Genomic DNA, 21804 nt, shown 5'->3' on the forward strand with positions numbered 1-21804 from the left:
CGTCTTGCACGACGTGCGGAGTTGCGCGGACCGGCCCCGGACCCGGAGAGGGGTGGCCTCGGGTCCCTGGCCGGTCGGAACAACGGAAGGGAATGGCGGATACCGCTTAACCGCTGCGTCGGCGGACGGTCACACCGTGTGTGGGTGTGATGATAACCGTACCGCTTGACCTTTCAAGATTGACCAGCGAGTAATCTCCTGTGAACGGTCAGTCGCCGAGTCGGTCGATCTGCCGCAGTTTGTTCGTCGCGTCCAAGGCCGCGACCTTGTAAGACTCCGCCAGCGTCGGGTAGTTGAAGACCGCGTCCACGAGATAGTCGACCGTTCCGCCGCAGCCCATCACCGACTGGCCGATGTGAATGAGCTCCGTCGCACCGGTGCCGAAACAGTGCACGCCGAGCAGGGTGCGGTCGGCGGGAGAGACCAGCAGCTTCAGCATGCCGTGCGAGTCGCCGATGATCTGGCCGCGCGCGAGTTCCCGGTAGCGGGAGATCCCGACCTCGAACGGCACGCACTCCTCGGTGAGTTGGTCCTCGGTCTTCCCGATGAAGCTGATCTCCGGAATGGTGTAGATGCCGATCGGCTGGCGGTCGTCGATGCGGTGCACCGGCTCACCGCAGGCGTGGTACGCGGCCGTACGGCCCTGTTCCATCGAGGTCGCCGCGAGCGCCGGGAAGCCGATGACGTCGCCGACGGCGTAGATGTGCGGGACCGAGGTACGGAAGTTCTCGTCGACGTCGATCCGGCCGCGCCGGTCGGCGGACAACCCGGCCTTGTCCAGGTCGAGTTCGTCGGTCAGGCCCTGCCGTCCGGCGGAGTACATCACGGCGTCGGCCGGGATCTTCTTGCCGCTCTCCAGCACTGTCAGCGTGCCGTTGGCGTGCCGCTCGACGGCGGCCACGGTCTCCCCGAAACGGAACGTCACGGCGAGGTCCCGCAGGTGGTACTTGAGCGACTCGATGACCTCCAGGTCGCAGAAGTCGAGCATGCCGGCGCGCTTCTCCACCACGGTGATCTTGCTGCCGAGCGCGGCGAACATGGAGGCGTACTCCATGCCGATGACACCGGCCCCCACGATGACCATGGACCGGGGGACCTTGGGCAGGTCCAGGACGTTGTCCGAGTCCATGATGGTCTGCCCGTCGAACTCGACGGTGTCCGGCCGCGCGGGACGCGTACCGGTGGCGATGATGATGTTCTCCGCGGTCAACAGCCGTTCGTGACCGGTGATTTCGGTCAGCGCGATGGTGTGCGGGTCGACGAAGCGTCCCGTGCCGGCGAACAGCGAGACCTGGTTGCGGGACAACTGGTTGCGGATGACGTCCACTTCGCGGCTGACTACGTGCTGCGTCCGCGCGGTGAGGTCGCCGACGGTGATGTCGTCCTTCAGGCGGTAACTCTGCCCGTACAGATCCCGCTGGGTGAGGCCGGTGAGGTAGAGCACCGCCTCGCGCAGGGTCTTGGAGGGGATGGTCCCGGTGTGGATGGAGACGCCGCCCACCATGTTCGGGCGGTCGACGACGGCGACCCGGCGGCCGAGCTTGGCCGCGGCGATGGCGGCCTTCTGGCCACCCGGTCCTGAACCGATGACAAGCATGTCGAAGTCGGGCACCTCCGGAGTCTGTCAGCCGGAGCGCCTTCTCCGAAAGGGTGAACGGGTAACCAGGTGTCGACAAGACGGTCCATCGGCAGCTGGGTGCCCTAGGGAAGCAGCTTTTCCAGCGCCGCCGCCCCCTCCGTCTTGATCTTCCGCCGGGCCCACTCCAGGCTTTCGGGCGTGACGTCCCGGCCGGCCGCCAGGACCACGTCCTCCGGGGCCACCTCGGTACCGGTACGGGTGTGCAGCAGAGCGTCCGGAGTGGCGCGGTCAGCGTTTTCATCGGGTCGCGCTGTCGACATGGGTGCCTCCTCGCCTGAGACCGGGTGAGTGCCGTGGGTCCCACTCCCACGATTCCTCGCCCGCCCCCAGTGTGCATCCGGAAGAGTGGCCGACGGAGCACGTGAACCTAAGCTTGGAAGCGGCCCGCGCGGGCCCGAACCAGGGAGGCTGCCGCGATGGTCGAGACCCCGCCCGAACAGGACACCCCCACCGGACCCGGATATCTGCCCATCGCCGAGCACGGACTGATCGGCGATCTGCGGAGCGTGGCCCTGGTGGGCACCAACGGCACGATCGACTGGTACTGCTGCCCGTCCTTCGACGCCCCCAGCGTCTTCGCCGCGATCCTGGACGCGGAGCGCGGCGGCTCCTTCGAGCTGGCCGCCGCCGTGCCCGCCCGCACCAAGCAGTTCTACTTCCCCGACACCAACGTCCTGATCACCCGGTTCTTCACCGAGGACGGCGTCGGCGAGGTCCAGGACTTCATGCCGGTGACCGGCGAGTCGGACGAGGCGGCCCGGCACCGCCTGATCCGCCGCGTGGTGTGCGTACGCGGCTCGGTCCCGTTCCGGATCAAGGTCGCACCCAGGTTCGACTACGGCGCCAGCCCGCACACCGCGCGGATGCTCGGCGACGTGGCCCTCTTCGAGTCCGCCGAGAAGTCCCTCGCGCTCACCGCCACCGTCCCCCTGGAGTGCGACGAGGTCGACGTATGGGCCGACTTCAAGCTCGACGAGGGCGAGTCCGAGGTGTTCGCCCTCGACCAGGTCGACGGCGAGGTCTCGCCCCGCAACTGCGCGCGCACGGAGGCCGAGGACGAGTTCAACACGACCGTCGCCTACTGGCGCCGTTGGCTGTCCCAGTCCCGCTACCGGGGCCGGTGGCGCGAGATGGTCCACCGCTCGGCCCTCACCCTCAAGCTGCTGACCTACGCCCCCACGGGAGCGATCGTCGCCGCCCCCACCACCAGCCTCCCCGAACAGCTCGGCGGCGAGCGCAACTGGGACTACCGCTACGTCTGGATCCGCGACGCCGCCTTCTGCGTCTACGCGATGCTGCGTCTCGGCTTCACCACCGAGGCGAAGGCGTTCATGGAGTTCGTGTCCCGCTACATCAGCCCCGGCGACGGCAACCCCTCCGGCCCGCTCCAGATCATGTACGGCATCGACGGCCGCACCGAACTCACCGAGCGCGAACTCCCGCACCTCGAGGGCCACCAGAAATCCGCCCCGGTCCGCGTGGGCAACGCCGCCGCCGACCAGCTCCAACTCGACATCTACGGCGCCCTGATCGACTCCATCTACCTCTACGACAAGTGGGCCGAGCCCATCTCCAGCGCCCAGTGGGACGACGTGTGCGCCCTGGTCGACTGGGTCTGCGTCCACTGGGACCAGCCCGACGAGGGCGTCTGGGAGACCCGCGGCGGCCGCAAGAACTTCCTCTACTCACGCCTGATGTGCTGGGTGGCGATCGAGCGCGCGATCCGCCTCGCCAACCGCCGCGGCCTGCCCGCCAACCTGCCGTACTGGGGCGGCTGCCGCGACACCATCTACCGCCGCATCATGGACCGCGGCTGGTCCGAGACCCGCCAGGCCTTCGTCCAGTACGAGGGCAGCGACGTCCTCGACGCCGCGCTGCTGATGATGCCGCTGGCGAAGTTCATCGCCCCCACCGACCCCAAGTGGCTCTCCACACTGGACGCGTTGACCGAGGAACTGGTCTCCGACTCCCTCGTCTACCGCTACAACCCGCAGGCCAGCCCCGACGGACTCCGCGGCGACGAGGGCACGTTCTCCATCTGCTCCTTCTGGTACGTCGAGGCCCTGGTCCGCGCCGGCCGCGTGGACGAGGCCCGGCTCGCCTTCGAGAAGATGCTCACCTACGCCAACCATCTCGGCCTGTACGCCGAGGAGATCGGCCGCACCGGCGAGCAACAGGGCAACTTCCCCCAGGCGTTCACCCATCTCGCCCTGATCAGCGCCGCGTTCAACCTGGACCGGGCGCTCGGCTGATCCGTCCGAGTCCGTCTGTGGTGCGCAACAATCGTCACCGAGGTGTCACAGCACGCGTTGGCACCACAACTACCGCCGTACGTCTCGTGTCGAACCCCCTGACCGCAACAAATTTGACCCACGGGGGAACACATCATGACGAACGTGTCACGCAAGAAGGTCTCCGCCGCAGTCGCGTCCGCGACCTTCCTGCTCCTGGCCGGCGCCGGCATCGTCGCCGCCCCGGCCAGCTACGCGGGCGTCCCGGGCGGCACCAGCGCCGTCGACCGCAACAGCGATTTCAACGGCGACGGCTACGACGACGTCCTGATCGGCGCGCCGGGCGGCACCGTCGACGGCAAGGAGGGCGCCGGCTACGTCACCGTCCAGTACGGCGCCCCGAACGGCATCGCCACCAACAACACGGTCCCCAAGGGCCGTACGGCCGTGATCAGCCAGTCCACGCCCGGCGTCCCCGGCACCTCGGAGACCTACGACTCCTTCGGCCAGGCGATCGCCACCGGTGACGTGGACGGCGACGGCTACGACGACGCGATCATCGGGGCGCCCGGCGAGGACGAGGGCACGGTCGAGGACGCCGGCCGCGTCACCGTCCTCTACGGCTCCAAGGCGGGCCTCGGAGCCGAGGCGAACGACTCCTTCACCTCCGCCACCCCGAAGGCCGGCGACCGGTTCGGCCAGTCCGTGGCGGCGGCCCGCTTCACCGGGGCGACCGACACCGACGAGATGGCCGTACTCGACGACAACGGCGCCCAGATCTTCACCTATCACACCGGCATCCTGCACACGATGGGCGCCCTGAACACGACCACCCACCCCGGCGGCCACCGCCTCCAGCCCGCCTACCTCACCACCGGCGACTACGACCGCAACGGCTTCGCCGACCTGGTCATCTCCGGCTACAGCCCCGACGACGACTACCAGCAGGGCTGGTCCGCCCTCTACGCGGGCGGCGAGACCTCGCTGACATACCGTCAGGACCTCAACGGCGGCCTCGGCACCGCCTCCGGCGACATCAACCACGACGGCTACGACGACCTGGTGCTCGGCCAGCTCAGCAGCGCCGACGACAGGGCCGAGGGCGACGACGGCGGCAAGATCGCTGTCTACTACGGCAGTTCGAAGGGCCCCACCGGCCCCGCGGACTGGTGGTCGCAGAACTCCCCGGGCGTGCCCGGCACTTCGGAGCACGGCGACGCCTGGGGCAACGACCTGTCCGTCGGCGACGTGGACGGCGACGGCTACGCGGACGTGGCCGTCGGCGCGCCCGGCGAGGACGTCGGCACCGTCCAGGACGCGGGCGCCGTCTGGCTGTTGCGCGGTTCGCGCGACGGCGTGACCGCGACCGGCGCCCAGTCCTTCGACCAGAACACCGCGAACATCCCCGGCACCGCCGAGGCCGATGACGCCTGGGGCGCCCAGGTCCGCCTGGCCGACACGAACCGCGACGGCCGCGCCGAACTCGTCGCCTCCGCGACGGGCGAGAACTCCGGTGACGGCTATGTGTGGTTGCTCCCGGCCGGTCCCAACGGGCTGCTCGCGGAAGGCTCTTCGCTCTACGGCGCGGCGGACCTCGGTGGTGCGGCGAAGGCGGCCCGGTTCGGGGCGGCGATCGACGAGTAGGCAGGAGGGGAGTGCGTCGGTGCCCGCAGCCGGTGCGGGCACCGCGTGCGACCTGGTTGGATGTGCGCATGTTGATGGCGATAGTGGTCCTGGTGCTGGTCGGGTTCGTCACCGACCGGGGCAGGCGGAGGGTGGGACTGCGCCGGGCCCTGCGGACCGGTAGTGGACCGCTGTGCATGCTGAAATGGCCCCAGCGGGAAGGCCGTTGGCGCCCCGGGCGGCTCTCGAAGGGCGCGGACGGTCGGCTGACGTGGACGCCCGCTCCGCGCGGAGCCGAGGTTGCCCTCCCGGCCGAACTGCGCTGTACCGGATCACGCAAGCCGTCCTGGTGGCGTGAGGCGCTGGCCGTCAACCCTTCGTCCCGGATCCTGGAGTACGAGGCGGCGGGCGAGCCGCTGCTGATCGCGGTCTTCGTGGACGATTCCGAGGCGATGGCGGAGATTCTCGGCGAAGTCTGAGGCTCACAGAGCCTGTTCGGCCCAGATGACCTTGCCCGCCGGGGTGTACCGGGTGCCCCAGCGCTCCGACAGCTGGGCCACCAGGAACAGGCCCCGGCCGCCCTCGTCCGTCATCGCCGCGTACCGCAGATGCGGCGAGGTGGTGCTGCCGTCGTAGACCTCGCAGATGAGGGTGCGGTCGCGCAACAGGCGGACGCGGACGGGGTCGTTGCCGTAGCGGATGGCGTTGGTGACCAGTTCGCTGAGGATGAGTTCGGTGGTGAACGTGAGCTCGTCCAGGCCCCAGTGGGTCAGCTGGCGGGTGACCGAGCCGCGCATGTCGGAGACGGCGGCGGGGTCGGACGGCACCTGCCATTCGGCGATCCGGTCGGCGCCCAGGGCGCGGGTACGGGCGACGATCAGGGCGATGTCGTCGCTCGGGCGTACCGACAACTCCGAGTCGAGGACGGCCCGGCAGGTGTCCTCGGGGGAGTCGCCCGCGCGGGTGAGTGCCGTGCGGAGCATCTCCAGGCCGACGTCGATGTCGCGTTCCCGGTCCTCGACGAGTCCGTCCGTGTAGAGGACCAGCCGGCTGCCCTCGTCGAGCTTCAACTCGGCGGTCTCGAAAGGGAGTCCGCCGAGGCCGAGCGGGGGTCCTGCGGGGACGTCGGGGTACTCGACGGTGCCGTCCGGGCGGATCAGCGCCGGGGGCGGATGGCCGGCGCGGGCGACGGTGCAGCGCAGCGACACCGGGTCGTAGATGGCGTAGAGGCAGGTCGCTCCGGTGACCGGGGCGCCGCTGTCCTCGGTCGTCTCGTCCTGGTCGATGCGGCCGACCAACTCGTCCAGCAGGCCGAGGAGTTCGTCCGGCGGCAGGTCCAGTGCGGAGAAGTTGAGGACCGCGGTGCGCAGCCGGCCCATGGTGGCCGCCGCGTGCAGGCCGTGGCCGACGACATCGCCCACGACCAGCGCGACCCGGGCCCCGGACAGGGGCAGGACGTCGAACCAGTCGCCGCCGACCCCGGACTTCGCCGGCAGATAGCGGTAGGCGACGTCGAGCGCGGTCTGCTCGGGCAGTCGGCGGGGCAGCAGGCTGCGCTGGAGGGTCACCGCCATGCCGTGCTCGCGGGTGTAGCGGCGGGAGTTGTCGATGGAGACGGCAGCGCGGGCGACCAGTTCCTCGGCGAGGGCCAGCTCCTCCGAGTCGAAGGGCTCGGGCTTGTCGGAGCGCCAGAAGTTGACCACCCCGAGGATCAGCGACCCGGCCCGCAACGGCACGGTGATCAGCGAGTGGATGCCGTACTCCACGACCTGCGCGGTGCGCTCCGGGTCCTGGGTGAGCCAGCCGGGGGCCTCGCCGAGCCGGGGTTCGACGACGGCGTCCCCGGTGTCGAGGCTGCGGGCCTGCGGGGCGGACTCCACGAACTGGATCTGCTTGCCCACCGGGTAGAGCGGCGCGTCGTCGCGGACCCCGCTGTACGCCGTGCGGCGCAGCTCGGTGCCGGGCTGGGGTTCCTCGCCGCTGAGGACGGCGTCGTAGAGGTCGACCGTGACGAAGTCCGCGAAGCGGGGGACGGCGAGTTCGGCGAGTTCCTCGGCGGTGCGGGTGACGTCCAGGCTGGTGCCGATGCCCACTCCGGCGTCGTAGAGCATGTTGAGGCGTTCGCGGGCGACCTCGGCGCGGCCGGAGAGGGCGCGCAGTTCGGTGGAGTCGCGCAGCGTGGTGACGCTGCCGGGCGGGCCGCCCTCCAGGTCGGTGGGGCGCTGGTTGACGGCGAGGAGGCGGCCGCCGACGCGGTGCACCTCGTCCGTCGCGACCCGTGCGGAGGCCAGCAGGGCGGTCATCTCGGCGTCGAGTCCGAGGTCGAGGACCAGGCGTCCCTCACCGTTCTCGGGGAGGTCGAGCAGCTGGCGTGCCTCGTCGTTGGCGAGCAGCAGCCGGCCCTCGCCGCTGACGATGATCACGCCCTCGCGCACGGCGTGCAGCACCGCGTCGTGGTGCTCGTACATCCGGGTCATCTCGTGCGGGCCCAGACCGTGCGTCTGGTGCTGGAGGCGTCTGCTGACCAGGGCGGTGCCGCCGGTGGCGAGGATCAGGGCCGCGCCGGCGGCGATCAGCAGGAGCGGCAGCTGCTGGTCCGCGGTGCCGCCGACGTTCGCCTTGGTCACCCCGGCCGACACCAGGCCCACGACCTTGCCGCCGGGGCCCCTGACCGGCACCACGGCCTGCACCAGCGGTCCGATGGTGCCGGTGATCTCCTCGGTGACGACGTGCCCGGCCAGCGCGGGGGCGATGTCCCCGACGAACTTCTTGCCGATGCGGTCCGGTTTGGGGTGGGTGTAGCGGATGCCGTCGGTGTTCATGACGACGATGAAGTCGACCTTGGACGTCTTGCGGGCGGCCTCGGCGCTGGGCTGGAGGATCGCCGTGGGGTCGGCGCTCTTCAGGGCGGCGACCGTGCCCGGCGCGTTGGCGAAGGTCTCGGCGACGGCCACCGACCGGTTGCGGGCCTCCTGTGTGCTGTCGTGCCGCACCTGGAGGACCTGTGCCACCACGGCCGACACGACCAGCAGCAGCACGATCACCACCTGGAGCACGAACACCTGCCCGGCGACACTGCGGCCGGCCAGACCGGTCCGCCGGTGCCGGTGTTCGCGCGCCCGACGGGCACGGTCGTACGGGCGCTGTGCGCGCAGACCGTCGGGGCGGTGGGTCGACCGGGCCCTTGGCCGACCCGTCAGGCGGACCATGAGCCCATGTCTACACTGCCCGACCTCAGGAGGCGAGGGGCGTCACACCCGGTGACAGGCCGGGCCCGAACCGGGATCAAGGGTGCCTGCCGGGCTTGGCGCGCCGGGCCGCGAGCAGCAGCGCGATGTCGTCGGGACGGTCGGCCGCGTGCCGGGCGGCCGTGGTGAGCCGGTCGGCGACACCGGCCAGGGAACGCCCGCCCGTCCGTGCGGCGGGACCGCCCGCCTTCGCGAGCGCGACCCGCAGGGCGGCGATGCCGTCGTCGATGTCGACGCCGGGCCGCTCCACGAGCCCGTCGGTGTAGAGCGCCAGGATGGAGTCGGGCTCCAGCTGGAGTTCCGTCACGGGGTACTGCGCGTGCGGGTCCACCCCGAGGACGACGCCCCCGGGAATGTCCCAGACCCGGGTACGGCCGTCCGGGGTACGGATCAGCGGCGGAGGATGCCCGGCCCTGGCGACCTGGACCAGGCCGCTCGCCGGGTCGAGACGCAGATAGCAGCAGCTCGCGAACTGGCCGGGGTCGAGGTCGATGAGCAGATGGTTGGTGCCGCTCATCACCTCGTCGGGTGGCCGGTCGCCGAGCGCGAACGCCCTTACCGCGCTGCGGAGTTGACCCATGGTGGCGGCGGCCTGGACGCCGTGCCCCTGGACGTCGCCGATCACCAGCGCCAGACCGTCGCCGGACTCGACGACGTCGTACCAGTCGCCGCCCACCTCCATGCCCTGGGTGCCCGGCAGATAGCGGCCGGCGGTCTCCACCTGCGGGTGGACCGACAGCCGGCGGGGGAGCAGTGCCTGCTGGAGGCCGCGGGCGAGGGCGGCCTCCGAGTCGTAGCGCTGGGCCTTCTCCATCGCGTGGGCGATCAGTCCGGCGAGGGCGGTCAGCACCGCGCGCTCCTCGGAGCTGAAGCTGCGGGACCGGTCGAAGCCCAGGATGGCGGAGCCGACCGGGCGCCCGGACGCGATCAGCGGCAGGAACGCGCGGGCGCCCTCCTCCGCGTCCAGCGGGATGCCCGGGTAGGCCTCCGCGAGCTGCTGCATGGAGTCGAAGAAGAGCGGGCGTCCGGTGGTGAGGGTCTCGACGCCCGGCAGCCGGGTGTCGAGCCCGACCCCGTCGAAGGGGGCGAGGAAGCCCTGCGGGAAGCCGGTCTCCCAGGCCAGGTACAGATGGCGCTCCTGGAGCAGGTAGATCGCGAGGCGTCGGCCGCCGAACGCGGGCAGCAGCTCCTTCATGACCACCGCCGAGACCTGGCGGGCGGTGACCGCCTCCGTCAGCGCGATGGCGAGCACGATCGGCCGGTACAGCGGCGCGAGCGAGGTGACGCCGTTGCCCGGGACGTCGGTCCCCTCGGGGTGCACGGGCACCAGCGGGATCGGCGGTCCGGACACCCGGGTCGACGGCGCGACCGTACAGGTCAGCTGGTCGTGGCCCGGATGGAACGCCAGCGCGAGCCAGTCGCCCTCGTACGGCTCCGGCGGCTGCGTCTGCCCCTCCGGACGCCGGACGTGGAAGTGCACCGACCCCAGCGACAGCAGCGCGCCGCGCAACTGGTCCTCGCAGCCGATCTGGTTCAGCCACGGCACGCCCTCCCACAGCGGACGCCCGAGCAGTTCCTCGCGCGGGCGGCCCAGCAGCTGGGCGGCGCGCGGATTGGCGTAGGTGACCAGCCCCAGCCGGTCCAGGCAGAACACGCCGTCCGGCAGCAGATCGGCCGCGCTGTCGGCGGCCGGGGCGGGGCCCGGGTCCAGGACGACACCGCTGACCGGGTGCCCGCCGCCGGGCGGGACGGGGCCGGTGGCAGGCGTCCACAGGTCCAGCAGCCGGACCGAGCCGTCCGCCGCCCGCACCCGCAGGGGCAGCGGCGGGGGCTTACCGGCGGCGGTCGCCCGCAGCGCCGCCACGACCTGGTACGTGTCGCCCGGGGCCAGGACGTCGGCGATGGCCTGCGCCGTGTCGGGGGACTCGCCGGGCTCGACGCCCAGCAGGGTGTGCAGGGCGCTGTCGCCGGTGACGACGGCCGTCGCCGGGTCCCACACGAAGCGGGCCATCCGGCCCTCGGGGTGGTGCGTGGCCGCCGTCCGGACACACACCGGCTCGCCGTCCCAGACGACGCACGGCCCTTCCTCGTCCTTGTGCTCGTCCTCCAGGTCCCGCAGCGCCGCGCCCAGCTCCTCGGCCAGCCGTGTCATGCGGTCCAGGCCGGCCAGCACCTCGGTGGTGTCCGCGGCGGACGGCCGCAACACGGTGAGCACGCCGTACGTCGTCGACCCGCTCATGACCGGCACGTACTGCGAGCCGAACTGGAAGGGCAGACTCGCGGCGAACTGGGGGTAGCGGCGCATGCACTCGGCGGCGTTCGGCAGGACCACCTGGACGCCGAGCCGGAAGGCGTCCGCGACGGGGAACTTGTTGTCGACGCTCAGCCGGTTCCAGGGGCGGAACAGCGGTCCGGGCAGCCCCGCGAGCACGGCGAGGCGCAGCAGTCCGGGCGTGCTCGACCGCAGGTAGACGCCCCCGGAGTGGCCGCCGGCCGCGTCGATCGCCTCCGTCGAGGCGTCGATGAGCAGCTCGGCGAGCCGTCCGGGCGTCCCCTTCTCGCGCTGGGCACTCCCAGTCATCGGGGCTCTACCTCGTCCCTGTGGCGCCGGGTGGGTGACACAGCAAGAATGCGCCAGGACGCGGCCGGGGTCACCTGGGCGGACGGGATGGGCTGCAGGGGCGGGGGTATCGCAGGCCCACTGCTGTCTGATGCAGTGATCAAGAGTGACTCAAGTGTCGGTGTCGGGTGCTGGGTACGGTCCGGTGCCGTCGGTTCGTGCCGAAGGCCCCTCGGTGCGGGTGCCGAGGGGTGTCCCGCGGGTCAGGCGACGACGTTGAACAGACCGGTGCGGTCGCCGAGCCTGCTGAGCGAGATCTTGCCGGGGATGCCGTTGGCCTCGGCGCCTGTGTAGCCGAGGTGGTGCTGCCACTTGGCATAGGCGGCGACGGTGGTCGAACCGAAGGAACCGTCGCCCGCGTACGTCTTCGCGAGATAGCCGAGCTTGACCAGGGCGGCCTCCGTGAGGTTCGTGCCCGCCATGTAGGTGACGTGGCCCTGCTTGCGGGCGGGGTCGGCCTGCGCCGCCTCGATCAGCCGGGAGAGGTCGACCCGGGGCTTGCTCGCCGTGCCGGTGGGCTTGGTCGTCTTGGACGGTGTGGAGGGCTTGGTCGTCTTGGACGGTGCTGTCTTGGTGACCGCGAGCTGCTTCTTCACGTCGGCCCGGAAGTCGTCCATGTCGAAACTGGGGTCGACCTTGCCCGGCTGGACCTCCTTGTGCCCCGCGACCGACTTCTCGGACCAGCCGTGCGCCCGGCACAGCGCCGCCGCCCACAGCACGGCCTGGTGGTACTGCGCGTCCGGGTAGGGATCCTTGCCGTTGCCCAGGTTCTCGATCTCCAGGCCGTACAGGCAGTCGTTGCCGTCGGCGTTGGCCTGGTTGTCGTTCGGGAGCTTCTTCTCGGCGCGCAGCGCGTTCAGGACGTCGAGGTCGACGGCTCCGGCGTGGTTGGCGCGCCCGTGGGCGAGCATCCAGAGCCCGTCGGTCTTGCCGAGCCAGGTGTGGCAGAGCGGGCCGGGCAGGTCCGAGCGGCCGTTGTAGCAGAGCTCTCTGTCCCCATGTCCGGCCGTGTGGTGGATCAGCACACCGATCACCGGGCCGAAGGCCTTGCCGGTGGCCGAGTCGCGGTTGTGGGTGGTCCAGCCGGAGTGTTCATGCACGGTGAGGCCTTCGGCCTTCAGCGCGTCGAGTGTCTTCGCGGCGGACAGTGGTGTGTCCATGGGGCTGGTGCCTTTCGGATCGGCGCGTCAAATAGTCAGTCAGGACAATGGAGTTGAGGCCCGAGGTGCTTCTGTGACCGGGTCCGCGACTCATGGCGTTCAGGATGGCGCAAACTAGGCCTCGCGTGGGGCCGATTCGATCTGTTGCCGTCGACCGGTGGAAGCGCGGCCCGCGCTGTCGTGAGTCGATGGTGGCCCCGCGCGGCGGGCGGGGCATGAGCGCGGGTACTCAGTCGGGTAGCGGGGACGTGGGTACGCGGCCCCGGCGAGGGCGAACTCCCTCAGGGGCGTCGGGACATCAGGGTCGTGGCGGCCGGATGCGCGACGAGGTCGAGAGCGGGGACGGACGGCGAGCACTCCCGTGTCCCGGTCGCCGGTGCCCGGCTCGGTGCGACCGGTCGGTTCCAGGCACCCGATCGGTGTGCCGGACGGAGTTGCCCGGTCAGGTCCGCGCGCCACGGCCCCTGTGCGCGTGACGGGCTCCCGCAGCGCCTGCGCGGCGACCCCGCTCGCCCCGACCGCGGCGCGATTGTTAGCCTCGATCATGGCCCGTTTCCCCCTGCTCCGTCATGGACCGCGATGAGTACGCTCGCCGCCGCCTCCTCCTTCCCGCTCGGCGCCGGGACCACGCTCGCCGAACTCGCCGACGACCCGCATCCGCGCCTGGCGCGGCTCCGCGAGAGCGAACCCGTGTCCTGGCTGCCCGAGTTGGACGGCTGGCTGGTGACCCGGCGCGATCTCGCGCTCGACGTGATGCGGGACGCGACCACGTTCACGGTGGACGACCCCCGCTTCTCCACCGCCCAGGTCGTCGGCCCGAGCATGCTCTCCCTCGACGGGGAGCGGCACACCCGCCACCGCGAACCCTTCAACGCGCCCTTCCGTCCACGCGAAGTACGGGACGGCTTCGCCTCGTTCATCGAGCGGGAGACCGACCGGCTCGTCACCGGGCTGCGACCGGCCGGCGCCGGCGAACTGCGCCGCGCCTTCGCCGGCCCGCTGGCGGTCGCCGTCGTGACCCACGCACTCGGACTGACCGGCACCACCCCGACCACCGTGCTCTCCTGGTACGACGCCATCGTGCAGTCGGTCTCGGACATCACCGCGGGACACGCGGCGGGCGCCGCCGGCACGGCCGCCTACGCGGAGCTGCGCGCTGCCGTCGAGGCGACCGTCGCCGACCGGGACGCGGCCTCACTCCTCGTCTCGGCCGCCGGACAGCTCACCGTGCCCGAAGTCGCCTCCAACGCCGCCGTGTTGATGTTCGGCGGCATCGAGACCACCGAGGCGATGATCACCAACGCGCTGCTGCACCTGCTCCGGCACCCCGACCAACTCGCCCTCGTCCGCGCCGACATGGGCCTGCTCGACGGCGCGATCGAGGAATCGCTGCGCCTCGAACCCGGCGCGGCCGTCGTGGACCGCTACGCCACCCGTGACACCGTCCTCGGCCCGGCCACGATCCGCGAGGGCGACCTGGTCACGGTCTCCCTCACCGGCGCCAACCGCGACCCGGCGGTCTTCCCCGACCCCGACCGCTTCGACGTCCGCCGCGAGAACGCCCGCCTCCAACTCGCCTTCGCCCACGGCCCGCACTACTGCCTCGCCGCGCACCTCGCCCGCCTGGAGACCCGTATCGCCCTCCAGCACATGCTCGACCGCCTCCCGTCCCTGCGCCTCGACCCGGACCACCCGACGGCCCCGCACGGGCTGGTCTTCCGCAAGCCGCCGACGCTTCATGCGCGGTGGGACGCCGTGCTCTGACGGTTCGCCAAGATCCTTAAGTCGCGGCCCACTTGGCGCTCCACGACCTCCACCAGGCGCTCCAGTGCGTTCAGTACCCGGCCCCGGTCCTCGCCCAGGCCCGCCAACAGGTGTACTTCGGCGGCCAGTTGGCGGGGGAACAGCTCGTCCACGGCCTCGGCTCCGGCCGGGGTGATGGTCACCAGCGCGGCCCGCCGGTCGGCCGGGTTCGGGGTACGGGCGATGAAGCCGCGCTTCTCCAGCTTGTCCAGGGACTTGCTGACCCCCGCACGGGACAGACCCAGCCACTCGGAGAGCCGGCGGGCGATCACCGGTTCGGTGGCGTGGCGCAGGGGGATCAGCATGTCGACCTCGGGAGCGGTGAGCGGCCGGGAGAGGCTGCTGTCCGGTGAGGCCGTCCTGGGCGGCCCGCGCGGCCGGGCCGACGCTCGACTGGTTGCGGTCCCGGATCACCGGCACGCGGGCCCGGGTGTCGCTCGCGGACAGCCGGGGGAGGAAGCTGCTGGGCCGTGTGGGGGAGGCGTCCCTGGCCGGCCGTCTCGACGCCGTCTCCGACGCCCCCGGGTTCTGCTTCGCCTAACACGCGGTCGGCACCAACGCCATCGGCCTGGCACTGGTCGAACGGCGCCCCTCCCGTGTCCCGGGCGCGGAGCACTTCACCGAGCACACCCAGTGCGACGCCTGCGTGAGCGTGCTCATCCGCAACCCTCTCGACGGGCACCTGGAAGGAGTCATCGACTTCGCGTGCGACGTAGCCGCCGACACCGACGAGGGCGGGCGCGGTCTGTTCCTGGTGGCCCAGCTCGCCGACCGCTGGGGCACCCGCTACACCCCGCACGGCAAGGTCATCTGGGCCTCACAGCCCCTCTCTCCGTGAGCACTGCCCGGTCCGCGTGGCGGAAGTGCACCGGTGCTGGTCGGAGGTCGTGGAGGAAGCGGTTCCGTAAGGACACGGCAGGGTTCGGCGCGCGAAAGTCACCCCGCTAGCTGCTCTCCTTTTACCCGGAAGGCTCCTGACGTGAGCGCTCCTGTCCTGTGCCACATCCCCGTGCGCCGCCTCGCCGCGGTCCTGACCGCCTCGGCGTCGGCTCTCGCGCTCACCGCGTGCGGTGCCGTCGACGGCATCGGGGGAAGCGGCAGCTCCGCGTCGCCCGAGAAGGGCGACGACATCACGGTGGGGCTGCTCCTGCCCGACAAGGACACCGCGCGCTTCGAGGACTTCGACCACCCCGTCATCAAGAAGGAGGTCGCCACCCTCACCCACGGCAAGGGCAAGGTCGTCTACGCCAACGCCGAGGCGAGCCAGGACAAGCAGAGCCGGCAGTTCCAGCAGATGGTCGGGCAGAAGGTCGACGTCATCCTGGTGGACGCGCTGGACGCCAAGGCCATCGCCCCGGACGTCCAGAAGGCCAAGGACGCCGGCATCCCCGTCATCGCCTACGACCGGCTCGCCCAGGGCCCGATCGCCGCGTACGTCTCGCACGACAACGAACTCGTCGGCGAGGTCCAGGGCCGCGCCGTCCTCGAAGCGCTCGGCAGCAAGGCGGCGACCAGCAGGGTCGTCATGATGAACGGCGACCCCGCGGACACCAACTACGCACGATTCAAGGAGGGCGCCCTCGGCGAGCTGGAGGACAGGGTCCGGATAGCCGAGGAGTACGACACGGCCAAGTGGTCGCCGGCCGTCGCCGAGACGAACATGAAGAAGGCGATCAAGTCCCTCGGCCTCGACAACATCGCCGCCGTCTACGCGGCCAACGACGGTCTGGCGGGCGCCGTCATCCAGGCCCTCAAGGAGGCCGGCGCCACCAGGATCCCGCCGGTGACCGGCCAGGACGCCAACCTGGACGCGGTGCAGCGGATCGTCTCCGGCGAGCAGTACATGACCGCGTACAAGCCGTTCATCGAGGAGGCCACCCGCGCCGCGGAGATGGCGGTCTACAAGGTCCAGGGCCGCGACATCCAGTTCGACGCGCTGACCCGGGACACGGTCGACAGCCCCACCCAGAAGAAGATCCCCGCGATGCTGGTGCCGGTCGTCTCCCTTACCAAAGACAACATCAAGGACACGGTGATCGCGGACGGCGTCTACACCGTCAAGGAGATCTGCACCCCGAAGTACGCGACGGCCTGCGCCGCGATCGGCCTCCGAGGCTGAGCACCGTTCGCGCGACGCGGCACCTCTCGCCGCCTAGTAACTGTCGTAACTGGGCCTGCCGTTCGGCCGGTAGACGCCCACGACGGTGCCGCCCTTCGTCGTCGAGACACTGACCGGCTCCAGCGCGGTGGGAATGGCGCCGTCGGCGAACAGCCGCTTGCCGGTGCCGATGAGCACCGGGTGGATGGTCAGCCGGTACTCGTCGACGAGGCCGTGCCGCATCAGGGTCTGGGCGAGGTCGCCGCTGCCGACGACGTTGATCGGGCCCCCGTCGGACGCCTTCAACTCGCGTACGGCATCGACGGTGTCGCCCTCCAGCAGCGTGGAGTTCTGCCACTCGACGGACGTCAGGGTCCGGGACGCCACGTACTTGTGCATGCTGTTCATCCGCTCGGTGAACGGGTTGGCGGGGTCGGCGGTCGGCCAGTACGACGCGAAGATCTCGTAAGTCTTGCGGCCGAGCAGCATCGCGTCCGAGCCCTCGTACCAGCCGGCGATGGCCACCCCGACCTCGTCGTCGTCCACCGGTTTCTGCCAGCCGCCGTGCTCGAAGCCGCTCTCCGGGTCCTCGTCCGGACCGCCCGGCGCCTGCATGACGCCGTCCAGCGTCAGAAACGTGCACACGATGATCTCGCGCATGGTGCGCTCCTTTCGTCGACAGGTAGACCGCACGTCGGCGGAAAACTCATCGGTGGAGCCTCCGTGGCGCGCGCTGGGCATCGGCCGGGTCCTCCGGGACGTCCGCGCGCACGAATCCGCGGCTTCGTTCCACCTTCGCCACATGCAGCGTGTACGCCTGGTACCACTGGGCCCGCCCGCGATTCTGCGCGGCGCGATGCTCGACGTCGGTGCGCCACTCCTTGAGCGCGTCGGCATCGCGGAAGTAGCTGACGGTGATGCCCAGCCCGCCGGGAGTCTGCGCGTGGTCCATCCCCAGGTACCCGGGGACGTTCTTCACCGACTCCTCCAAGCGCGCACTGGTCTCGCCGTAGTCGCTCTGGTCCTGGGTGCGCACCGTGGTGAACACGGCCGCGTAGTAAGGGGGTTCATGGGCCGCGACGGGCACGACGGACGCTTCCGGGAGAGGCGGGGCGGGTCGCCGCGCGTCCACCTCCATCTCGATCTTCATCCGCGGGTCGGAGAGTCCGCACACCAGCATCGTCGCGGCGGGCCGGACGTCGCCGAAGCAGCGGCGCAGGACCGGCCGGCAGGGCTCGAAGTCCTCGCGGTCGGGCAGCAGGTAGCGCACGCGCACCACGTCGGCGAAGGTGCACCCCGCCTCGGCGAGCGCGGCCCCGATGTTGTGGAGGCACTGCTCGGCCTGCTCCACCACGTCGTCGGAGATCGTCATGGTGGCGTAGTCGAACCCGGTCGTCCCGGACACATGCACCCGGTCGCCGTCGACCACGGCACGGGCGTAGCCGATCCGCTCCTCGAAGGCCGAGCCGCCGAGGATCGCGCGTCGCTCTGTCATGCGGCGAACGCTAAGCGGCCGTCACCGATACGTCTAATACGGCCACGTGCATGGTCTGATATCTCTGCGCGTATGGAACGCCCCGAACTTCCCCTGCCGCAGCTGCACGCCTTCGTCGTGCTCGCGGAGGAACTCCACTTCGGTCACGCGGCCGCCCGCCTGGGCATCGCCCAGCCGCCGCTGAGCCAGCAGATTCGCCGCCTGGAGGACAAGGTCGGCCACGAGCTGTTCACCCGCGCCCCGGGGCATGTCGCCCTGACCCCGGCCGGCCGCGAACTGCTGCCCGCCGCCCGGCGTGCACTCACCGACCTCGCGGACGGACTGGCCGCGGCCCGGGCCGTCGGCAGTGGCCGGGCCGGCCGGCTGCGGATCGGCTTCGCCGCCTCCCTCGCTCTGACGGTCCTGCCCGGCCTGCTGCGCACCTTCCGCGACCGGTTCCCCGGCGTGCACCTGGACATCCACGAGATGACCACCGCTCCACAGCTCGCCGCCCTGCACGACAGGACCATCGACATCGGTCTGCTGCGCGAACCTCCCACCGACGAGACGGAGCTCGGCTTCCGTACGGTGCTCAGCGAGCCGTTCGTCGCCGTACTGCCGTCCACCCATCCGCTGGCCGCCCAACGGACCGTCCGGCTCGCGCAGTTGGCGGACTCGCCCTTCGTGCTGCTGCCCCGCAAGGTCGGCCCGACCCTGTACGACCAGATCGTCGGCCTGTGCACCGCGGCGGGGTTCGCACCGCGGATCATCCAGCACGCGGTGGAGTGGGGAACTGTCTGCGCTCTCGTGGAGACCGGACTGGGAGTCTCCCTGGCCCCGGAGAGCATCCGGCGCATCCGCCTCAAAGGCGTCGCGTTCCGCCGGATCGACCCCGGCACCGCCCGCAGCCGAGTGGCCGTCGCCTGGCGCAGGAACGACCGCAGTCCCCTGGTCGCACGCCTGCTGGCGACCGTCGGACAGGATCCAGCGGCGCTGGTCGTACGTCCCTCTCACGGTCCCGTAAGCCGGAGCCACTACACTCGCCTCCCCTGACCGCTCACGCGTGCGCGGTCGGCTCCCGCTGCCGCGGGCATTCATCCACCGGGGGAGATCGATGCGGGATCCAGAGCAATCCGGGCCGGACGCCGGCACGGCTTTCGAACGGCTCCTGTGCCGGGCGCTGGATTCCGGCCGGGTCAGGGAGGCGCTGGGCCGCTCCTGCGGGAAGCTCGACCGCGAGCGCCTGCGGACGCGCGCGCTCCGGGAGCGCGCCGCGATCGCCGAGGCTGCCGCCGCCGAGTACCGCGAGTACGTGGAGGCCGGCGGCCGGCAGGACGCCCGCGGGGACACCGGCGCACCGGCCCCGGCCGGGAAGCGGGGCGGTGGCTGGCTGATGGCCGCGCTCGCCTTCGTGGCCGTCGTCGCGGTCGCGTTGCTGGCGCTCGGGTTCGCGCTGCGGGCCTTTGTCGGGCGGCCCTACGTCGGCGACGGCGTGATGACGGCCGGACTGATCGTCGGCGCCGTGGCCGCCGGGGCGATCGTGGGCGACCTCGTCTGGTCGTGGAAGGCACCGGCCCACGACCGCCCGGGCGCGGACGACGAGTCGTCCGGTGAGGGAGCGGCCGAGGGCGGCTGGATACAGGAGGAGTGGGAACTCGCCCTGCTGGAATGGGGGTTGGTGCCGTTCCTGCTCGACTGCATCGAGGAGCCGGGACTGCTCGAACAGGACAACCGGCCCGCGCGCTGACGCCTACGGGCCGGTCGGCGCGTCAGGGGCTGGCGGCGCCGGGCGGGTTGGTCGCCGGGGTGTCCGCCGAGCTGTGGTCGGGGGAGAACAGCGCCACGCCGACCAGCAGCGCCCCGAGAAAGATCAGCACGGCGGCGACCGTGACCACCGTCCGCGATGTGCGCGAACCCCGCGAGGTCTGCGACCGGCGTCCGGCGGCGGGACGGACCCCCTCGCGCGGCCGGCGCCGCGTCCGGTGCGGCGGCTGGGTGTCGGCGGCGGAGGTCGGGAAGGCGTACGTGGTCACGGAGCCGGGAGCCGTGTTCGCTCTGGGCTGGCCGAGCGACTCCCGGTAGGCCGCACGTGGCACCGGCTCGGGCTGCGGCGCGGCTGCGGGGAGCGGCTCGGCGAGTCCTTTCCAGGCACCCGTGGCGAACCAGGTGGCCGCCTGACCCGCCGTGGGGCGGTCCTCGGGCCGCTTGGCGAGGAGCCCGAGCAGATAGTTCTCGAAGGCGGGCGGCAGTCCGACGCCCAGCTCCCGCGGTGGTACGGGGGCCGTGTCGAGGTGGTGATGGAGAACGGCGATGGCGCTGCCGGCGCGGAACGGCGGCTGTCCGACAAGGAGTTGGTAGAGCACACAGCCGAGCGAGTAGACGTCGGACGGCGGTCCGGCGGGCTGGCCGAGGGCACGCTCGGGGGCGATGTACAGACTCGTCCCGACGATCTGGCCGGTCGCGGTGAGCGCGCCACCGGGGTCGTTCATGAACTGCGCGATCCCGAAGTCGGCGATCTTCACGGACCCGTCGGCGTCGAGGAGCAGGTTGCCGGGCTTGATGTCCCGGTGCACGATGCCCTGTTCGTGCGCGGCGGCCATCCCGGCGGCGGAGTGGGCGGCGATGCGGGCCACCTGCTCGGCGGGCAAGGGTCCCGCCTGGGCGAGCACATGGGAGAGGCTGTCGCCCTGGACCAGTTCCATCACCAGGAACAGCCGGCCCTCCTGCTCGCCGAAGTCGAGGACGCCGACCACATGGGGATGGCTGAGCCGGCCCGCGGTCTGCGCCTCCAGACGGAAGCGGGCGGCGGCGGTGGGTTCGGAGTTCTGGGCGTGCAGGAGTTTGACGGCCACGGGTCTGCCGCCCACCTCGTCGTACGCCTGCCAGACCTCGCCCATCGCGCCGCGTCCGATGGCGACGTGCAGCCGGTACCGGCCCGCTATCAGCACCTGTTGTTTCATCCTCACGCAGTGAGACCGACTCGACCGCTGCGGCCCATGTCCCTTTGCGGGGACGGGTGTTGGTGGGGAGGCCGCGGCTTCCCTACCCTACTGGCGGGTCGAGGGTGTTCGCCCACGATCGGGGATCGGCGACCCGACCGGCCGGACCGGCCGGACCGGCCGGACCGGTCCGGCCGGACCGGTCCGGGTGTCAGTGGCGGCTGGCAGCATGCACTCCATGACCACAGCCACCGCGGCCGACTACGGCTGGATACGTTCGGCGACATCACCGTTCGGATATGCCCTGGAGAGCGGATACGTCCTGACTCTGGTGCGGGGAGTCTGTCCCGAGGAACTGCTCGCTCTGGCGGGAGCCGAGCCGACGGGCGGGTGCGAAGGGCTCGGTGAACTGATCGAAGGACATCAGGCGCTCCTCGAAGAACCCGACGACGGGAACGGCCCCTACGTCCTCGCGGGAGCCTGTGTCGTCCCGGGTGGGGAAGGCGACTGGACCCTCGCCCTGGCCCTCGGTGGGGATTGGTGGCCGCCCGGTTTCATGGAAACCCTTTCGGCCGGCACCCGTGCCGTCTCCCATTCGAGCAATGGCGGGAAGCCGATGCACTTCTTCCACTGGTACGAGAACGGGGAGTTGCGCACCGAGTTCGAATGGCCCCCGGTCAGGAGCGGCAGCACCCCGGACGAGCTCAACGACCTGATCTGCGAGGTGGGCCTGGGCCTCACGGACGAGGACGCGTCCCGTGTCGATCGCAAAGCCGCGGTGTTCGCACTGGCCGAGCGCCTCACCGGAGTCCGGGTGACCGCGGAACTGCTGGCACTGGCCGAATACCGGACGGCCGAAGTACCCGAGGAGCCCGCCGAGGAGTGGACGAGTATCACTGTCGACATCACGGATGCGTACGGCGTGCGGACCTATGCGCATATCGAAAATGATGGCTGATAAGGTCTGCG

General features: G+C 71.1%; 17 protein-coding genes and 3 pseudogenes. 10 read left to right on the top strand and 10 right to left on the bottom strand.

Annotated elements, in window-relative coordinates:
- Positions 1-208 precede the first annotated feature (208 nt).
- Together sthA and ACQHII_RS44780 are read right to left on the bottom strand one after the other, a co-directional pair.
- Entirely contained in the window at positions 209-1612 is a 1404-nt protein-coding gene (gene sthA, locus ACQHII_RS44775) for a Si-specific NAD(P)(+) transhydrogenase (RefSeq protein WP_427924666.1), read from the bottom strand.
- A gap of 89 nt (positions 1613-1701) precedes the next feature.
- Entirely contained in the window at positions 1702-1899 is a 198-nt protein-coding gene (locus tag ACQHII_RS44780) for a hypothetical protein (protein WP_427924667.1), read from the bottom strand.
- A 156-nt stretch (positions 1900-2055) separates the two neighbouring features.
- Here ACQHII_RS44780 and ACQHII_RS44785 point away from each other — a divergent pair, with 156 nt between their 5' ends.
- The 3 genes from ACQHII_RS44785 (at position 2056) to ACQHII_RS44795 (ending at position 5972) form a co-directional block, all read left to right on the top strand.
- Entirely contained in the window at positions 2056-3891 is a 1836-nt protein-coding gene (locus ACQHII_RS44785) for a glycoside hydrolase family 15 protein (RefSeq protein ID WP_427924668.1), read from the top strand.
- A gap of 135 nt (positions 3892-4026) precedes the next feature.
- Entirely contained in the window at positions 4027-5514 is a 1488-nt protein-coding gene (locus tag ACQHII_RS44790; RefSeq protein WP_427924669.1) for an esterase, read from the top strand.
- A gap of 68 nt (positions 5515-5582) precedes the next feature.
- Positions 5583-5972: a hypothetical protein gene (locus ACQHII_RS44795; protein WP_427924670.1), complete on the top strand. Its 390-nt coding sequence runs from the start codon at positions 5583-5585 to the stop codon at positions 5970-5972.
- A 3-nt stretch (positions 5973-5975) separates the two neighbouring features.
- Here ACQHII_RS44795 and ACQHII_RS44800 read toward each other — a convergent pair whose 3' ends face one another.
- The 3 genes from ACQHII_RS44800 to ACQHII_RS44810 form a co-directional block, all read right to left on the bottom strand.
- The gene (locus ACQHII_RS44800) at positions 5976-8702 is read right to left on the bottom strand and encodes a SpoIIE family protein phosphatase (RefSeq protein ID WP_427924671.1); all 2727 of its coding nucleotides are present in this window, start codon (positions 8700-8702) and stop codon (positions 5976-5978) included.
- A 76-nt stretch (positions 8703-8778) separates the two neighbouring features.
- Positions 8779-11322: a SpoIIE family protein phosphatase gene (locus ACQHII_RS44805; RefSeq protein ID WP_427924672.1), complete on the bottom strand. Its 2544-nt coding sequence runs from the start codon at positions 11320-11322 to the stop codon at positions 8779-8781.
- A gap of 242 nt (positions 11323-11564) precedes the next feature.
- On the bottom strand, positions 11565-12521 hold the full coding sequence (locus tag ACQHII_RS44810) for an N-acetylmuramoyl-L-alanine amidase (protein WP_427924673.1): 957 nt from the start codon (positions 12519-12521) through the stop codon (positions 11565-11567).
- Between the two features lie 579 nt (positions 12522-13100).
- Between ACQHII_RS44810 and ACQHII_RS44815 the strand changes: the two genes are divergently transcribed.
- On the top strand, positions 13101-14285 hold the full coding sequence (locus ACQHII_RS44815) for a cytochrome P450 (RefSeq protein ID WP_427924674.1): 1185 nt from the start codon (positions 13101-13103) through the stop codon (positions 14283-14285).
- Here ACQHII_RS44815 and ACQHII_RS44820 read toward each other — a convergent pair.
- Positions 14258-14638 (bottom strand): annotated as a pseudogene (locus ACQHII_RS44820) (MarR family winged helix-turn-helix transcriptional regulator); the annotation flags it as partial. The gene ACQHII_RS44815 and the pseudogene ACQHII_RS44820 overlap by 28 nt on opposite strands.
- Before the next feature lie 35 nt (positions 14639-14673).
- Here ACQHII_RS44820 and ACQHII_RS44825 point away from each other — a divergent pair.
- The 3 genes and pseudogenes from ACQHII_RS44825 to ACQHII_RS44835 all read left to right on the top strand — a co-directional run bounded on the left by ACQHII_RS44825 (position 14674) and on the right by ACQHII_RS44835 (position 16443).
- Positions 14674-14865 (top strand): hypothetical protein, encoded by a 192-nt coding sequence (locus ACQHII_RS44825; RefSeq protein ID WP_427924675.1) that lies wholly within the window; start codon positions 14674-14676, stop codon positions 14863-14865.
- Positions 14866-15039: 174 nt separating this feature from the next.
- Positions 15040-15162: pseudogene (locus ACQHII_RS44830) on the top strand (ATP-binding protein); the annotation flags it as partial.
- A gap of 171 nt (positions 15163-15333) precedes the next feature.
- Entirely contained in the window at positions 15334-16443 is a 1110-nt protein-coding gene (locus ACQHII_RS44835; RefSeq protein WP_427925544.1) for a sugar ABC transporter substrate-binding protein, read from the top strand.
- A 33-nt stretch (positions 16444-16476) separates the two neighbouring features.
- Here ACQHII_RS44835 and ACQHII_RS44840 read toward each other — a convergent pair whose 3' ends face one another.
- From ACQHII_RS44840 to ACQHII_RS44850, 3 genes and pseudogenes are all read right to left on the bottom strand, one after another.
- Positions 16477-17082 (bottom strand): dihydrofolate reductase family protein, encoded by a 606-nt coding sequence (locus tag ACQHII_RS44840; protein WP_427924676.1) that lies wholly within the window; start codon positions 17080-17082, stop codon positions 16477-16479.
- Positions 17083-17128: 46 nt separating this feature from the next.
- Positions 17129-17560, bottom strand: coding sequence for an antibiotic biosynthesis monooxygenase family protein (locus ACQHII_RS44845; protein ID WP_427925545.1), 432 nt, complete (start codon positions 17558-17560; stop codon positions 17129-17131).
- A pseudogene (locus ACQHII_RS44850) lies at positions 17558-17917 on the bottom strand (RidA family protein); the annotation flags it as partial. The gene ACQHII_RS44845 and the pseudogene ACQHII_RS44850, both read right to left, overlap by 3 nt.
- A gap of 72 nt (positions 17918-17989) precedes the next feature.
- Between ACQHII_RS44850 and ACQHII_RS44855 the strand changes: the two are divergent.
- A complete protein-coding gene (locus ACQHII_RS44855; RefSeq protein ID WP_427924677.1) occupies positions 17990-18949 on the top strand; it encodes a LysR family transcriptional regulator in 960 nt (319 codons plus the stop codon).
- Between the two features lie 61 nt (positions 18950-19010).
- A complete protein-coding gene (locus ACQHII_RS44860; protein WP_427924678.1) occupies positions 19011-19643 on the top strand; it encodes a hypothetical protein in 633 nt (210 codons plus the stop codon).
- A 22-nt stretch (positions 19644-19665) separates the two neighbouring features.
- On the opposite strand, the gene ACQHII_RS44865 is transcribed toward ACQHII_RS44860, so the two are convergent.
- Positions 19666-20856 carry a serine/threonine-protein kinase gene (locus ACQHII_RS44865; RefSeq protein ID WP_427924679.1) on the bottom strand — a complete coding sequence of 397 codons (1191 nt, stop codon included), beginning with the start codon at positions 20854-20856 and terminating at the stop codon, positions 19666-19668.
- 217 nt (positions 20857-21073) lie between these two features.
- Here ACQHII_RS44865 and ACQHII_RS44870 point away from each other — a divergent pair, with 217 nt between their 5' ends.
- The gene (locus tag ACQHII_RS44870; protein ID WP_427924680.1) at positions 21074-21793 is read left to right on the top strand and encodes a DUF6461 domain-containing protein; all 720 of its coding nucleotides are present in this window, start codon (positions 21074-21076) and stop codon (positions 21791-21793) included.
- Positions 21794-21804 lie beyond the last annotated feature (11 nt).

Origin of the sequence: Streptomyces sp. cg40 (assembly GCF_050320165.1) — a bacterium.
In the GTDB taxonomy this organism is placed as follows: domain Bacteria; phylum Actinomycetota; class Actinomycetes; order Streptomycetales; family Streptomycetaceae; genus Streptomyces; species Streptomyces hokutonensis.